Raw genomic sequence first — 15270 nt, forward strand, 5'->3', positions numbered from 1 at the left:
ATGACCAGCGACACTCGCATCCGGAAGATCGCCATCATCGGCGGCGGGACCGCCGGCTGGATGACGGCCGCGGCCCTGGCCAAGATTCTCGGCCCCGGGTACGCCGACATCACACTGGTCGAGTCCGAGGAGATCGGAACGGTGGGGGTGGGGGAGGCGACGATCCCTCAGTTGCGCACCTTCAACACCATGCTCGGGCTCGATGAAGACGAATTCATTCGCCGCACCCAGGGCACCTTCAAGCTGGGCATCCAGTTCCGTGACTGGGGCAGGATCGGGGACGAGTATTTCCACCCCTTCGGGCCGTTCGGCGTGGACATGGAGGGAGTGTCCTTCCACGCCTACTGGCTGAGGCTGCATCAGCTGGGCGACCCGGCCCGCATCACCGACTACTCGCTTCAGGCCAAGGCGGCGGAGGGCGGAAAATTCATGCGCCCGATCGACGCCGGCCGGTCGCCCCTGTCCAAGATCGCCTATGCCTTCCACTTCGACGCCGGCCTCTACGCTAGATATCTGAGCGAGTATTCCGAGGGTCGAGGCGTCGTCCGAGAGGAGGGCAGGATCGTGGACGTCGCGCTGCGGCCCGACGACGGCTTCGTCCACTCGGTGACGATGGAGGATGGGCGCAAGGTCGAGGCCGATCTGTTCATCGACTGCTCGGGCTTCCGGGGACTGCTGATCGAGGGGGCGCTGAAAACCGGGTACGAGGACTGGTCGCACTGGTTGCCTTGCGACCGAGCGGTGGCGGTCCCCTGCGAGCGGGTCGGCGATCCCAAACCCTACACACGCTCGACCGCCCGCGCCGGCGGCTGGCAATGGCGCATCCCGCTGCAGCACCGAACGGGCAACGGCTATGTCTTTTCCAGTCGCTTCATCGATGAGGCGGCGGCGACTGAGGATCTACTCGGCCAGCTGGACGGCAAGGCTCTGGCCGAGCCCCGGACGCTGAGGTTCACGACCGGTCGTCGGCGGAAGTCCTGGAACAAGAACGTCGTCGCTCTGGGCCTGGCGTCCGGCTTCATCGAGCCGCTGGAATCGACCAGCATCCACATGGTCCAGAGCGGCATCGCCAACCTGCTGGCCATGTTCCCGACCAAGGATTTTCAGCAGGCGGAGACGGATCGCTACAACCGGATTGTCGCCTATGAAGCCGAGCGAATCCGAGACTTCATCGTCCTGCACTACAACGCCACGCAACGTGACGATTCCGAACTTTGGCGCTACGTCCGGACCATGCCGCTGCCCGTCAGCCTGATGGAGAAGTACGAGATCTTCCGCAGCCGGGGCCGGGTGTTTCGCGAGAACGAGGAGCTGTTCAACGACACCAGCTGGTTCGCCGTGATGGTCGGCCAGAACATCCGTCCGGCCAGCTACGACCCGGTCGCTGATGTGCTGTCGGTCGAAGAGACGCGCCGGCGGCTCGCCCAGACCGCCGAGGCGATCCGGAACTCGGCCGATTACATGCCGCCTCACATGACCTTCATCGGCGAGCACTGCGCTGCCTGACGCTTAGGATGGCTGGTAGAGTGCCGTATCCGTGTTCTCGATCGACAGGCTGCCGAATAGACTGTGACGAAATCGATTCTGCGCTCAAGCGGACCGGGGGGGCGCCACCATGCATGCAATGACGACGACCGAGGTCTTTCTGATCGCGCTACTGCTGATCTTCACGGCACCGTATCTGATCTGGCGCGGCTTGAGGACGGACTACTACGCGCCGCTGGTGGTGGTGCAGATCGTGTGCGGCATCCTGTTGGGGCCAGGCGTGCTGGGAGCGGTCTTCCCCGGCTACTACAGCTTCGTCTTCAATCCCCAGGTGATCGGCGCGCTGAACGGCATCGCTTGGTGGGCGGTGATGATCTTCGTCTGGATCGCCGGGCTGGAACTGGACCTGAAACAGGCGTGGGCGCATCGCAGCGAAACCGGCGTCACGGCCGGTCTGGCCCTGGCTGTGCCACTGGTCTTCGGATCGATCGCGGCGGTCGCGATGCTTCAGTTTCCGGGTTGGTCCGGGCCTGAGGGGCGACCCTGGCAGGTGGTGCTGGGCATCGGCATGGCGTGCGCGGTGACCGCGCTGCCGATCCTGGTCCTGTTCATGGAGAAGCTGGAGATCCTTCGCCGGCCGCTGGGCCAGCGGGTTCTGCGTTACGCGAGCCTCGACGACATCGCCATCTGGGGCGTCCTTGCTCTGATCCTGCTGGATTGGGAGCGGGTCGGTCGCCAGGCCGGGTTCCTGATCGTCTTCGCCGCCGCGACCTGGGCGATCCGCGCCCTGATGAAACGGCTGCAGGAACGGGATCGGTGGTACGTCGCCCTGATCTGGCTGGCCGCCTGCGGGTTCGCCGCCGACTGGGCCGGGCTGCACTACATGGTCGGCGCCTTCCTGTCGGGGGCGGTCCTCGACGCAGAGTGGTTCGATCGCAGGAAGATGGATCTGTTCCGCGATCACATCCTGCTGGCCGTCATGCCGGTCTTCTTCCTGTCCACCGGATTGCGGACCCAATGGGACGTCGGGGGCGTGGCGGTGTTCGGGGCCGCGGCCTTGCTGCTGGTCGCTTCGGTCGCCGGAAAGCTCGCGGGCGTCGGCCTGGCGGGACGCATTCTCAAATGGGAAAAGGGCGAGGCGTCGATCATCGGCTGGTTGCTTCAGACCAAGGCGCTGATCATGATTATCTTCGCCAACATCCTGCTCGATAAGGCGATCATCACCAACGAGACCTTCACGGCCTTGCTGCTGATGGCGGTGGGATCGACGATGCTGACCATTCCGATGGTCACGCCCCGATTGCGCAAGCTCGTCGGGCTGGCCGGTAAGGCCGACTAGTCCTGAGACAGGAAGGCCAGGACCCAGACGAAGGGCGCGTTCCAGTTGATCGCGACCTCGTTCTGGGTGAAGGCCCCGATGTCGTCGCGCCAGCATTTCTGGGGTCGGCAAGTCCCGCGCATGGTCTCGGCGACGGGATCGGTCATCGCCGTGTTGTTGGGGCCACCCGACAGCACGCCGGCCGGCGGCGCCGGATAAGCCGAGTCAACCGAATGGGCCCAGAAGCGGTGATGCGGGTTGACCATCGGCCGGTCGCCATGCCCGGTGACATAGGATTGATCCAGGGGATTTCGGCCCAGCACGTAGTCGAGGGCCGCCACGGCTCCGTCTCGAAACACTCGGTCGCCAGTGAAGTCGGAGGCGAGCCCCAGAATCATGGCGCGGTTCATCAGTCCGCCGTTCGAGCCCCAGCTGTAGTCTGGACCGGCGAAGGGCAGGCCGTACCCCTGCGTCGCCCCTTCGGCCAGGTAGGCCTGGGCAGCGGCGGTGAGGTTTCGGCGGGCGATCGCGCGGTCGGCCTCGGTCAGTCGCTCGCCGGCCAGTGCAAGGCTGATGGTGCCCAGCGCTCCGACACTGTTCCAGCCGATGTCGCCGGCCCCCGTGGTCGGGCCAGAGAGGTAGAGGGGAGAAGCTCGCAACTCGGCCAGCAGCGCGGGGTCGCCGGTGGTGACGAACATCTCCGCGGTGGCCCAGTAGACCTCATCGCCGAGGGCGTCGTCGCCGTAGTTGCCCCCGCCGTTGAAGTCGCCGACCGCGTAGACGTCCGGGTTCCGCTTCGCCGCCGCCAGTCCGCGTCGCGCGGCCGCCAGGGCCCGTTCGGCGAATGCGGGATCGATCGTCTTCCAGATGCGCGCCGCCTGGGCCGCGACGGCGACCATGTTCAGCGTCGCCGCCGTGTTCGGCGCATAGAGGAAGCGCGTTTCCGGATCGTCGGCGGGGGCCATCGGCAGGCCGGTCCAGCGCTCGTCGTGCACCTTGTGATGGACCATGCCGCCGGCGTCGATCGACGTGAACGTCAGCGCCTCGCCGCGAGCGAACCGTCCTTCGGGAACCCGGGCGATCGCCCCGTCGGGCGCCTGCATCCTGAGCAGAAACTCCACCTCCCAACGGGCCTCGTCCAGCAGGTCGGAGACGCCGTTGCCGGCCTCGGGAATGGCCGCCGAGCCGTCGGGATAGGGATCGGCGCGCCCCTCGATCGAGGCGCGCTCCCAGGCGTTCAGCAGGGTCCAGGCTGAGATGCCGCCGTTGACGACATACTTGCCGTGATCGCCGGCGTCGTACCAACCGCCGGAGACATCCAGCGTGTAGTCACAGCCGGGCCAGACGACGCCGTTCGTATCTTCGCCGGAAAAACAGGTCGCCCGGTCTGGCGCGTGACCGGCGGCGCGGGCCAGTTCGGGTCTGGCGACATAGCGCGCCTCGATCGGAATGCCGGAGCGGTTCTCGTAGAAGAAGACCATGGCGTCTCGCTTCAGGTCGGCGAACGGGCGCGCGGCGATATGGATGGCCCGGTGCTGAGCGCCGACGACCAGATCGACCTCGCCCGATGTGCGCAGATCGTCGAAGCGGATCGTATGAACGTGATTGCCGGATGTCGGGTCATCGCCCGCGACCACGGTCTCGCCGCGCATCAGCACCCGCCCGGCGGGGGCCGTAATCGTCCAGGCAAGAGGCGTGTTTCGCGCGTCCACCAGGGTCGCGGCTTTGGGCCCATCGACCTCGAAGCCGACCTGATTGATCCGGAGCGAGGGCAAGGACGGCGCTTGGGCGCTTGTTGCGCAAGCCGCGCCGAGCAAAGCGGCCGCCGCCACCGCAGCGATCAGTTTCGAGCCCGTTTCAAAGCTGCGAGACCCCACTATTCCTACCCCGGCTTATGTCGTTCAGTCGTCAGCTTAAGTGGATGATCCAGCGTAAAACTAATGCGCCGAGCGGACGTGTGGGCCGAAGACGACCCCCACGAAGCCGCCCGCGGTACGGGTGCTGAGAAGCGTTCCATCCACATCCGCGACGAGCGTCTTCCAGTCGCCGGCCTCGCCCGCATAGCCGAAATCATACCGATCGGCCTTGGCGACGATGCGCAGACGAGTCGCGTCCGAAGAGGCCGCGAGCGGCGCGCTTGCGATGACGGCTCCGTCAGCCGGCTCGTCCGGCCCTGCGCGACGACGAAGCTGAATCACGGGCTGTCCGTCCTCCTGGCTGACGGCGAGGAAATACCACCAGTCGTCGCTTTGCAGGGCGACGATGCCGGCGCGGTCGCCGTCCTGCGTCGGTCGCCAGCGCATGACCGTCTCGGCGGTCGCGAACTGGTGCTGCTGGCGGCGACCGAGGAACGAGGGATTACCGTTGTCGCCCAGGTCGATCGGGCGCGGCGTCAGGCTGAGAGCGCCGGGAGCCGAGGTCAGGTCGAACCAGGCTTCGCGCGGATTGCGCATCATCATCCAGTAGGGCGGCAGCCCTGCGCCGTCGAAGGTATCCGTCACCTGGAACGGGCCGCTGGTCGGGACCGCCGCAGGCGGCTGTTCGGCAAGGTCTGGCCGATCCGCCACATAGGGGATCACCTGGCCCGGCGTGGTGATGATCGGCCATTCGCCGGACCAGTCGACGGGCAGGAGGAAGGTCTCGCGTCCGGTGTTGTACTGGTCCGGTCCATAGGGACGCACGGCCAGGAAGGTCGCCCACCAGTCGCCGGCCGGGGTCTGAACCAGGTCGGCATGACCGGCCGAGGTGATCGGGTTGGCGCGGTCGGCGGGCAGGCCCCGCTGGGTCAGGATCGGATTCCCCTCGAAGGCCTCGAAGGGACCGTCGGGCGCTCGGGAACGCAGCGCCACCTGGGAATGGCCCTCCGCGGTGCCGCCCTCGGCGCAGGTCAGATAATACCAACCGTTGCGATAGGTCAGGTGCGGACCCTCGATCCAGATCGGCTTGGTGCTGAGGTCGACGCCGCCGTTCACCAGTACCTTGCGGTCGCCAAAGGTGGCCTGGCGCTCCACGTCGAAGCGCTGGATCCAGATCGCGCGGTGTCCCTCGTACAGGGGCGCGCCTTCGGGCGGGCCGTTGTTCAGGATCCAGGCCTGACCGTCCGCATCGACGAACAGTGACGGATCGATGGCGTCCGCCAGATCGGGCAGCCAGACCGGATCGCTCCATGGACCGGCCGGATCGCGGGCGGTGATCAGGAAGTTGCCGCCGCAATCGACGCAGGTGTTCAAGATGTAGAACAGCCCGTCGTGATGCTCGATGGTCGGGGCGAAGACGCCACGTGACAGCCCCAGCGTCCCAAAGTCGAGCTGGTCCGGCCGGTCGATGGCATTGCCGATCTGGGTCCAGTTGACCAGGTCGCGACTGCGGAAGACGGGGATGCCCGGGAAGTAGCTGAAGGTCGAGGTGACGAGGAAATACTCTTCGCCCACGCGGGTCACGGACGGATCAGGATAGAAGCCGGTCAGGATCGGATTGCGATACTGGCCCGCGGCGATGGGCCCCGCCGTCGCCGGATCGGCGCCCTCATAGGTGAAGGATTCGAAGCGCGCCGGGGCGGTTTGCGCCTGGACCATGTCGGCGACGGCCAAAGCGCCGATGAGCGAAAGAAGAGCTGGACGTATTTTCATTTGTCGGACATTTGGCATTGCTTCTATAACCAAGGCAACCCCTGCATCGGAACGCTGACCATGATCGACAGACGGACACTGATGGCCGCCGCAGCGGCGGTTCTGGCGACGCCGGCATGCGCCACGTCGCCCCGCACGCAGTCTTCCGGCGGGTCTTTGCGAGAGCTGGCGGCCGCCAAGGGCCTGATCTTCGGCAACGCCTTGGGCTATGGCCGTATGCAGGACCGCGCCTACATGGATCTGATCGCGGCCGAATGCGGCGCGCTGGTCTGCGAGAACGAGATGAAGTGGCCGGCCCTGAGGCCCAACGCCGAGGATTTCACCTTCGAGCGGGCGGATGCGATCGTCGCCTTCGCGGGTGAGCATGACATGGTCATGCGAGGCCACACCCTGCTGTGGCATCATCCGCAGTGGTTTCCGGACTGGCTGACCAACTACGATTTCGGTTCACGACCGGCTTCCGAGGCCGAGCGACTGCTGACGACCCACATCCGCCGGGTCTGCGCCCACTATCCGCAGGTGGTGTCGTGGGACGTGATCAACGAGGCGGTGGACGCCGACACCGGCGCGCTGCGTGACACAAGCCTGTCGCGGGCCATGGGTCATTCGGTCCTGGACGTCGCCTTCCACACGGCGCGCGAGGCCGCGCCGAACGCCCAACTGGTCTACAACGACTACATGAGCTGGGAGGCCGGGCACGAGAACCACCGGGCGGGCGTTCTGCGACTTCTGGAAGGATTCAAGGCGCGGGGCGTTCCGATCGACGCCCTGGGGGTGCAGAGCCACATCGGATCCGGAAACACCGACGACTCCGTCGGATTCGACACCGCCCAGGAAGGCGAATGGCGCCGCTTCCTCGATCAGGCGACGGGCCTCGGTCTGAACCTGACGATCACCGAGTTCGACGTCCACGACAAGAACCTGCCTGCCGATCCGATTGTGCGGGACCGCGAAGTTGCGGCCTTGGGGCGGCGCTATCTCGATCTGATGCTGGAGTATCCTCAGGTCAGCACGGTGATGGCCTGGGGCATGGCCGACCAATATTCCTGGCTGCAGGGGCTGTGGCCGCGAGCAGATGGCGGAGCCAAACGCCCGACGCCCTACGATGCGCAGTTCCGCGCAAAACCCCTGCGCCAGGCGATGGCGGCGGCCTTCGAGGCGGCGGCGCCGAGGCCGCCCCTCGTCTGAAGGGACCTCAGTTTCCCGGGGCCAGAGGGAAGGATATCGCCTTGTAGTCGGACAGGGCTTTCGCGGGCGGGGCGACACCCGGGGGCAGGGGGCGGCCGGAAACCTCGCTGAAATAGGCCAGGCTGGCGTCGCGCCACCAGCGGGCCTCGTCCCGCTGGATCGCCAGCATTTGCGAAACCTCCGCGAAGCGTTCGGCATCGACGTAGGGCTTCATCTCCGACCAGGTCGCGCCCATCTCGTCGACGGTCGCCACGCCTCGATCAAAGGCCGTCGCCAAGGCCTCCCACAGGGTCGCGCCGGATCGCATCCGATGCTCCCATGGAACGTGGTGGAACCACAGCAAATCGCGCTCGGGGAGCGTCGAGAGATCGGCGAAGCGGCGGGCGACGTCCGGCGCGTATTGATCGACGGCGTCGCTGCCCGTCGCCGTCCGATCGAAGCCGACGCCGTTGCGGTCGGCGCGGTGGTAGTAGACGGGGTTCCACTCAGGTCGGTCGAGATCGCTCACCCAGGGACCGGGCCCATAGTGGTGGCCCGTGGCCATCAGGTGATGCAGGCCCAGCGGCGTCATGTAATCGACCACGGCCTCACGCGCTCGCATCATCATCCCGACCACGGGGGTGACGAAGGCAGAGTCGTTGCTGAAGGTCATCCGCGCCCATTCCTCGGCGATCGGTTCGGCGCGAGCCGCCTCTGGATTCCAGGCCATGCGGCCGAAGGCGTACCAGTTGGCCTGATCGAAATGACTGCCCGACCAGTTGCGGTCCGAGCCGATATTGGCGACCCCCGCAATACCGGTCAGGGCGTGCCCGTCGACCGAGCCGTCGACGACGCGCGCCACCGTCGCGCCCTGGCCCGGCCGGAAGGTGTCCGACTGCAGCGCCTCCTCCCACATCGTCCCGAGGTAGGCGAGGTGGGTGGCGAAGCCGAGATATTCCTTGGTGATCTGGAACTCCATCATCAGCGGCGTTCGCGGCATGGCGCCGAACAGCGGATGGAAGGGTTCCCGCGGCTGAAAGTCGATCGGGCCGTTCTTGACCTGGACGATGACGTTGTCGCGGAACCGGCCGTCCAGGGGCGTGAACTCTTCGTAGGCCTGTTTGGCGCGGTCGGTTTCGTCCTCGGCGGAATAGACGAAGGCGCGCCACATCACGACGCCACCGTGGGGCGCCAGCGCATCGGCCAGCATGTTCGCCCCGTCGGCGTGGGTACGATGATAATCCTGCGGGCCCGGCTGACCCTCGGAGTTGGCCTTGACCAGAAAGCCCCCGAAGTCGGGAATCGCGGCGTAGATTTCGTCCGCCTTCGCCTTCCACCAGGCCTGCACCTGGGGATCGAGCGGGTCGGCGGTGGTCAGGCCGCCGATCTCGATCGGGGCGCTGAACCGCGCCGACAGATAGACCTTGATGCCGTAGGGCCGGAACAGGTCGGCCAGGGCCGCAGTCTTCTCGATGTAGGGCGCGGTCAGGATCCGGGCGTCGGCGTTGACGTTGTTCAACACCGTCCCGTTGACGCCGATGGAGGCGTTGGCCCGCGCGTAGTCGGCATAGAACTGCGGGGTGTACCCCGGCAGCCGATGCCAGTCCCAGATCGACCGGCCCGCGTAGCCCCGCTCGACATGACCGTCGAGATTGTCCCAGTGGTTCAGCACCCGCAGCGCCACCGTCGGAGCCGACACCAGGTCGAGGTCGTCGAGCGGCTGACCGGTCTGGGCTGCTCGCAGGAGGGCGAAGACTCCGTACAGGACGCCCAGATCGGTGTTGCCGGCGATAACCGTCACCGGCCGCCCATCGATAGGCAGTGTACGGATCAAATAGCCTTCCTGACCCAGATCTCCCATAGGCAGTCCCAACGCGGCGATGACGGGCGCGGCGCCGGTTCCATAGACGACTGCGCCAGCCGCCAGATCCGTCGAAACCTCCGGCGGGCTGCCCAGAAGGCCGCCCAGGCCCCGCGCCAGCTCCGCCGTTGCGATGTCCAGCGTCGCGCTGTCGCCCTGCGGAGCGAGGGACCGAAACAGGGGCTGAATCCTCTCTCGGGTCTCGGTCGGCAGCGGCCGATACCGCAGCCACAGTTCATGGCCGTCTTCCATCCGGGCGGCGGCCTGACCGGGGACGCCTGTAAGCAGGACTGCGAGCACGAGCAGCCATACGGAGAATGGTCGCCTCATCGTCGTTCCTCCGCTGACCCGTTATCGGGTTCTCGCTGTTCCGGACGCTCGCTCGGTGAAAACCCGCCGCCCACCTGATAGCGCTATCATTGCATGGCGGGGGTGGCGGTCCAAGACGGCTGAGGGCCGGCGCCGCAGCGATGGCCGTGAATCAGGCTCTAGGTGTCGCGAGGCGCCCCGTCGGACTGTCTTCGGATGAGGGTGAAGTCCATGACTTCGTCTTGCGGTTCCGCCGGGCGACCCTCGCTCTTGCGCCGGATCGCGTCCAGCAACAGGAGAACGGCGCGGCGCGACATCTCGGAGACCGGTTGGCGAATGGTCGTCAGTTCGGGCCAGACCGTGGTGGCCAGGGCCGTGTCATCGAACCCGCAAACCGTCAGATCTCCGGGCACGTCCAGTCCCTGTCGGTGGGCCACGGCGACCGCGGCGGCCGCCATGTCGTCGTTGCTGGCGAAGATGGCGGTGGGAAGCGGCGACAGCGCCAGGAGGGCTTCCGCCGCTTCGAGGCCCGAGTGGTAAGTGAAGTAGCCCTGCACGATCAGGGCGGGATCAACCGGCAAGCCCGCCTTGGCCAGGGCGGCGCCATAGCCGTCAAGACGGAGTCGGCTTGCGGTTTGGTTCGGATGGCCTTTGACGAACCCGATGCGCCGGTGTCCCTGAGCGATCAGATGCTGCGTCATCCTCTCGGCGGCTTCCCGGTCGTCGATGCGGATGGCGGAGGCGGACCGCGGCGGCTCTCCCGTAGCGACGACAACCGTGGGAATTCCCGCCGCCGCCAGTCCCCCGACGATGGCGTGGGAATCGCACAGCGGCGGCGGCAGGATCACGCCGTCGATCCCTGACGTGATCATATGTTCGACCGCCGCCTGCTCGCTGTCTTCTGCGTCGCATTTCTCGACGACCAGTTGCACGGCGCTCCGACTGCACTGGTCCAGTCCGCCCAGCAGAAACTCGCTCAGATATGCGGCGCTGGGGTTGCTGTAGAGAAGGCCGATACGGATCGACTGCGCGCTCGCAAGGCTGCGCGCCGCAGGGTTGGGCGAGTAGCCCAGCTCGCGGATGGATTCGATGACACGCATCCGGGTCGTATCCCGAACGCCCGATTCTCCGTTCACGACACGCGAGACAGTCATCGGCGAGACGCCGGCGTGCCTTGCCACATCGATGATCGTCTGTCCGCCTCCGCCGCGTCGCCGCGTCACCCGTCCGTTCAATTCGGTTCTCTCAAGATTGCGGACTGACTTTAGGCGGGCATTCTGCAGCGTGCGAACTAAAAAGGCCCGAGCGGCGGAGCGGCGGCGTGTAAGCTCTTCGTATCCAGCCCTCGGTGCGGTGGCCAGGCCGGCAATGCCTTTGGTCAGGTCAGGGCCGAATAGACCATCGTCTTGAGCTCGCGCCGGATCGGATAGAGCAGCGACGGGCTGAGCTGGGTCATGAAGACCAGATGCAGCTTCTCGACCGGGTCGATGAAGAAGGAGGTCGTGAACATCCCGCCCCAGTAGTACTCGCCGGGCGAGCCGGGGATCATCGCCTTGGCGACGTCCTGGGTCACCGCGAAGCCCAGGCCGAAGCCGACGCCGCCGTTCTGGGTCTCGCTGAACAGGGATTGGGACAGGGTCGACAGGTCCGACTTGCCCGGCAGGTGGTTCATGGTCATCAGTTCGACCGTCTTGCGGCCGAGGACGCGCACGCCGTCCAGCTCTCCGCCGTTGGCCAGCATCGAGCAGAAGCGGTGATAGTCGAGCGCGGTCGAGACCATCCCGCCGCCGCCTGAGACCAGTTTCGGCTGTTTGAGCCACAGACTGCTTTCGCCGCGATCGTACAGGATCCGACCGGCTGGACCGGCCCAGGCGTAGCAATCGACGAGGCGATCGGCCTTGTCAGCCGGGACCATGAAGCCGGTGTCGTGCATCTTCAGCGGCGTCAGGATTTTTTCGGCGATGAAGCGGTCGAGGGGCATCCCCGACACCCGCTGGACTACGGCCCCGAGCACGTCGGTCGAGACTGAATAATTCCACGCTTCGCCGGGCGAGAACTCCAGCGGCGTCTTTGCGAGGTCGGCGACGAAGGCATCCAGGTCGGCCTCCCCGTACCAGTTCTCGACCGGCCCGGCGTCGGACGGCGTCATTCGATACACGGCGTCGATATTGCTGCGGTGCTGGAAGCCGTAAGTCAGCCCCGAGGTGTGGCGCAGCAGGTCGAGCATCCGCATCGGTTGGGCCGTCGGTTTCGTCATGAACGGCACGCCGCCGCCGCCGCCGTTGTAGACGCCGATCCCCCTGAACTCCGGCAGGACGTCGTGGACCGGCGTGTCGATCGCGACCTTGCCGTCCTCGACCAGGATCATGAAGGCGGCCGAGGTGATCGGCTTGGTCATCGAGGCGATGCGGAAGATCGAGCGCTCGTCGATCTGTCTGTCGGAGCCCTCCCGCGCCGCGCCCTGGCTGCTGAAATGAACGATCTCGTTGTTGCGGCTGATTAGGATCTGGGCGTGCGGCAGCTTGCCGGTATCGAGATAGCGCGCCTTGACGAAGGCATCGAGGCGGTCGAGGCGGGCGGGATCGAAGCCATGCTTCTCGGGCGTCTTGATCCGCATCGGGTCTCGTCCTCCATTATCGGCGACGTCTCTCGAAGCGGACGCGCTCTCTGTCTGTTCTCAGCGGCGCAGTGCCGCCTCAAGTCGGCGCTGCGGTGGCGACCGCATCATCCTGGTTCGGCTTTCGCCCCGGGTCCACTGTGGCTGCCAACGACGCGATCCCTCGCATGGACCGCGCTCTCGACATCGCAGGGCCGACCCCGGCCTTCCTATTTTGCGCCGGCGCACAGGCAAGTCGTTTGTCGGACCCATATGAAATATTGTTGTACAATAAACTCTCGACGGCGATCCGTGGGGGAGTGGGTGCGCTGCTCCGAAACGGTCGCATCGACCGGATACTCAGGAGACCTGTCGTTTCTCGAGCTTGCGGGCCAGGGTGCGCCTGTGCATCCCGAGCCGCCGGGCGGCCTCGGAGATGTTGAAGTCCACCTCCACCAGGGTCTCGTGGATATGTTCCCATTCCAGGGTCTTGATCGAGGTGGGTCGCACGGTCAGGGAGGCCGAGGCGTCGCCGGCGCCACGGGCGAACGCCGCTTCGATATCGTCCGTGTTGGACGGCTTGGCGAGGTAGTAGCAGGCGCCCAGCTTGGTCGCCTCGATCGCGGTCGCGATGCTGGCGAACCCGGTCAGGACGACGATCCGCATCGCGGGGTCGCGAGCGTGCAGATAGGCGACGCATTCGAGCCCCGAACCGCCGACGATCTTCAGGTCCACGACGGCATAGTCCGGCGCGAACGTTTCCAGCGTCCGCTCGAGGCCCTGGCGACTGTCGCAGGTCGCGACCTCATAGCCGCGACGCCGGAAGGAGCGCTCCAGCGTCGCACTGAAGGCGCGGTCGTCTTCCACGATGACGAGCTTGGGGGCTGTTTCGGTCACGAGGCGGGTCCCAGCATGGAGAGGGGCAAGGTCACGACGACGGACGCGCCGCCGCCGTCCGGGTTCGAGGCCTGGATCGATCCGCCCAGTGTGCGGGCCACGTTTGCGACAAGGAACAGGCCGAGCCCGCCGCCGGGCTTGTTCTTGGTGGAGATATAGGGGCTGCCGATGCGGGCCAGGACGCTCGGCTCGAAGCCGGGGCCGGCGTCGGTCACCGCGATCCGCAGCGCCTCTCCGTCACGCCTCGCCTCGATGCGGACGTCGTCGGGAGAGGCTTCCAGGGCGTTGTCGAGCAGATTGGCGACGACCTGCTTCAGGGCCAGATCGGACACCATCTCGGCGTCAGGCTCGAACGCGTTGACGAAGACCAGACGCGCGGGCGTGCGGGACGCCTGCCATTCGTGCACGACGTCATCCAGAAAGTCCCGGACCGTCGTCCGGATCGTCCCCTCGCCACGCAGCTCGCCCGAGGACACGAGGATGCCGGAGACGATGGCTTTGCAGCGTTCGAGCTCGGCCGCCATGGTCTGAAGCTCAAGACGGGCGTCGGCGTCGCGCTTGAAGAACGACAGCCGGCGCCAGTCGCCCAGGATCACCGACAGGGTGGCCAATGGCGTGCCCAGTTCGTGGGCCGCGCCGGCGGCCAGCAGGCCCATCCGCATGACGTGATCCTCCTCGACGGCGCGCTGGCGAAGCTCGGCCAGCCGCTGGTCCCTGCGCCGCTGATTGCCGGCGATCCGGGCCAGGAAGACCAGAAGCAGCCCGGCCGTCAGCAGGAAGCAGAGGAAGGTCCCCTGGATGTGAAGATTGAGGAAGCCGTCGGCCTGCGCATGCGACAGCGGCAGGGGCACGCTGCGGAAGGCCAGGCCGATGAAGGCCGCGACGGTGACGAAGGTGAGGGCGCCGGCCAGCCGGAACTCCAGCATGGCGACCCCGAGAATGACCTGGAGCAGGAACAGGGTGACGAACGGGTTGGTCGCGCCCCCGCTCAGATAGAGCTGGCCGGTCAGGGCGGCCACGTCCGCCATGAGGCCGACGAATATCTCGAGGTTCGAAACGGGCTTGCCGCTGCGCCAGCGCAGGATCGACACGCCGTTCCAGACCGCAAGCGCCGCCAGGATACCTCCCATGACGGGCAGGGGCAGATCGATCCCGATCAGGACCTGTACGACGGCGATGGTCAGGACCTGTCCGATGACGGCGATCCAGCGCAGCAGGATCAGCAGCCGCAGGTTCTCGCGGTTGGCTGCGTCCAGGATGCTTTCATGGCCGGTCATGGCGTGCCGTCGACCCCTTCCTCGGCCCGTGAGGGCCTAGGCTCCCTTAGAACACGCCAGGCCGCAAACAGCGCCATGGCCGCAAGACCGAACCAGGTCAGGGCGTAGATCAGGTGGTGGTTTGTGAAGCGCACCACGGTCAGGCCGCCGCGGGGCCAGCCGGACCCTGGCTCGGCCGCAGCATCGATGAAATAGGGGGCGATAGGGCCGGTGACGCCTTCGGCCTTGGCGATCGCCTGGACGTCGCGTGAGAACCATCGGCCGGCGGCCGGCTGGTTGGCCCTGAGGAACCCGCCCTTCGGTTCGGTGAGGCGGACAAGGCCGGACACCTGGACGATGCCGTCGGGCCGCGCCCACGCGCCGGGCGGGTCGGACGCCATGGTCGCGGGGACGAAGCCGCGATTGACCAGCACGGTGAAGCCTCGATCCGTTTCGAGCGGGGTCATGACCCAGAACCCGGGGCCCAGATCGGTGACGGCCTGAACCACGGCTTCGTGCTCGTGGCGGAACCGACCCATGGCGCGGACCGCGCGATAGGCGTCATCCGCCGTCATCGACCCCGGCGCCGGCGCGGGGAGAGGAATGGACCGGACCCGGGTCTCGACCTGTTCGATCAGAGCTGTCTTCCACGCCAGCCTCTGGACCTGCCAGACGCCCAGGGCGCCGAAGAGCAGGGCGGCCACGAGGGCCAGCCCCAGCAGGCCACCGCGCTTCGAACCGGTCGCCATCGC

The 15270-nt window shown here is 66.6% G+C and carries 11 protein-coding genes; 3 read left to right on the forward strand and 8 right to left on the reverse strand.

Annotated features, from left to right (window positions below; all coding sequences use genetic code 11):
- Both ACW171_RS02045 and ACW171_RS02050 read left to right on the forward strand, forming a co-directional pair.
- On the forward strand, positions 1-1506 hold the full coding sequence (locus ACW171_RS02045) for a tryptophan halogenase family protein (protein ID WP_492095444.1): 1506 nt from the start codon (positions 1-3) through the stop codon (positions 1504-1506).
- Positions 1507-1624: 118 nt separating this feature from the next.
- Positions 1625-2824 carry a cation:proton antiporter gene (locus tag ACW171_RS02050; protein WP_492095445.1) on the forward strand — a complete coding sequence of 400 codons (1200 nt, stop codon included), beginning with the start codon at positions 1625-1627 and terminating at the stop codon, positions 2822-2824.
- Here ACW171_RS02050 and ACW171_RS02055 read toward each other — a convergent pair.
- Positions 2821-4578: a glycoside hydrolase family 9 protein gene (locus tag ACW171_RS02055; RefSeq protein WP_492095446.1), complete on the reverse strand. Its 1758-nt coding sequence runs from the start codon at positions 4576-4578 to the stop codon at positions 2821-2823. The genes ACW171_RS02050 and ACW171_RS02055 overlap by 4 nt on opposite strands.
- Before the next feature lie 162 nt (positions 4579-4740).
- Positions 4741-6432, reverse strand: a complete 1692-nt coding sequence (locus ACW171_RS02060; RefSeq protein WP_492095447.1) for a glycoside hydrolase family 43 protein — start codon at positions 6430-6432, stop codon at positions 4741-4743.
- Between the two features lie 60 nt (positions 6433-6492).
- On the opposite strand from ACW171_RS02060, the gene ACW171_RS02065 reads away from it, so the two are divergent.
- Positions 6493-7620: an endo-1,4-beta-xylanase gene (locus tag ACW171_RS02065; protein WP_492095448.1), complete on the forward strand. Its 1128-nt coding sequence runs from the start codon at positions 6493-6495 to the stop codon at positions 7618-7620.
- 7 nt (positions 7621-7627) lie between these two features.
- Here ACW171_RS02065 and ACW171_RS02070 read toward each other — a convergent pair whose 3' ends face one another.
- The 6 genes from ACW171_RS02070 to ACW171_RS02095 form a co-directional block, all read right to left on the reverse strand.
- Positions 7628-9790, reverse strand: coding sequence for an alpha-glucuronidase family glycosyl hydrolase (locus tag ACW171_RS02070; RefSeq protein ID WP_492095449.1), 2163 nt, complete (start codon positions 9788-9790; stop codon positions 7628-7630).
- 158 nt (positions 9791-9948) lie between these two features.
- Positions 9949-10992 carry a LacI family DNA-binding transcriptional regulator gene (locus ACW171_RS02075; protein WP_492095450.1) on the reverse strand — a complete coding sequence of 348 codons (1044 nt, stop codon included), beginning with the start codon at positions 10990-10992 and terminating at the stop codon, positions 9949-9951.
- Positions 10993-11147: 155 nt separating this feature from the next.
- Positions 11148-12386: a serine hydrolase domain-containing protein gene (locus tag ACW171_RS02080; RefSeq protein ID WP_492095451.1), complete on the reverse strand. Its 1239-nt coding sequence runs from the start codon at positions 12384-12386 to the stop codon at positions 11148-11150.
- A 339-nt stretch (positions 12387-12725) separates the two neighbouring features.
- Complete coding sequence (locus ACW171_RS02085; protein ID WP_492095452.1) at positions 12726-13262, reverse strand: response regulator transcription factor; 537 nt, start codon at positions 13260-13262, stop codon at positions 12726-12728.
- Positions 13259-14539: an ATP-binding protein gene (locus ACW171_RS02090; protein WP_492095453.1), complete on the reverse strand. Its 1281-nt coding sequence runs from the start codon at positions 14537-14539 to the stop codon at positions 13259-13261. The genes ACW171_RS02085 and ACW171_RS02090 overlap by 4 nt, the downstream gene beginning before the upstream one ends.
- Positions 14536-15267, reverse strand: coding sequence for an SURF1 family protein (locus ACW171_RS02095; protein ID WP_492095454.1), 732 nt, complete (start codon positions 15265-15267; stop codon positions 14536-14538). Before ACW171_RS02095 ends, ACW171_RS02090 begins: the two co-directional genes overlap by 4 nt.
- Positions 15268-15270: the final 3 nt, after the last annotated feature.

Source organism: Brevundimonas sp. FV1ye28 (assembly GCF_058681135.1).

Excerpts from the sequence above, each read along its gene's own strand:
- ACW171_RS02090 (WP_492095453.1), bottom strand. The coding sequence starts at position 14,539 with ATGACCGGCCATGAAAGCATCCTGGACGCAGCCAACCGCGAGAACCTG.
- ACW171_RS02060 (WP_492095447.1), bottom strand. The coding sequence starts at position 6,432 with ATGAAAATACGTCCAGCTCTTCTTTCGCTCATCGGCGCTTTGGCCGTC.
- ACW171_RS02070 (WP_492095449.1), bottom strand. The coding sequence starts at position 9,790 with ATGAGGCGACCATTCTCCGTATGGCTGCTCGTGCTCGCAGTCCTGCTT.
- ACW171_RS02095 (WP_492095454.1), bottom strand. The coding sequence starts at position 15,267 with ATGGCGACCGGTTCGAAGCGCGGTGGCCTGCTGGGGCTGGCCCTCGTG.
- ACW171_RS02050 (WP_492095445.1), top strand. The coding sequence starts at position 1,625 with ATGACGACGACCGAGGTCTTTCTGATCGCGCTACTGCTGATCTTCACG.
- ACW171_RS02065 (WP_492095448.1), top strand. The coding sequence starts at position 6,493 with ATGATCGACAGACGGACACTGATGGCCGCCGCAGCGGCGGTTCTGGCG.
- ACW171_RS02080 (WP_492095451.1), bottom strand. The coding sequence starts at position 12,386 with ATGCGGATCAAGACGCCCGAGAAGCATGGCTTCGATCCCGCCCGCCTC.
- ACW171_RS02045 (WP_492095444.1), top strand. The coding sequence starts at position 1 with ATGACCAGCGACACTCGCATCCGGAAGATCGCCATCATCGGCGGCGGG.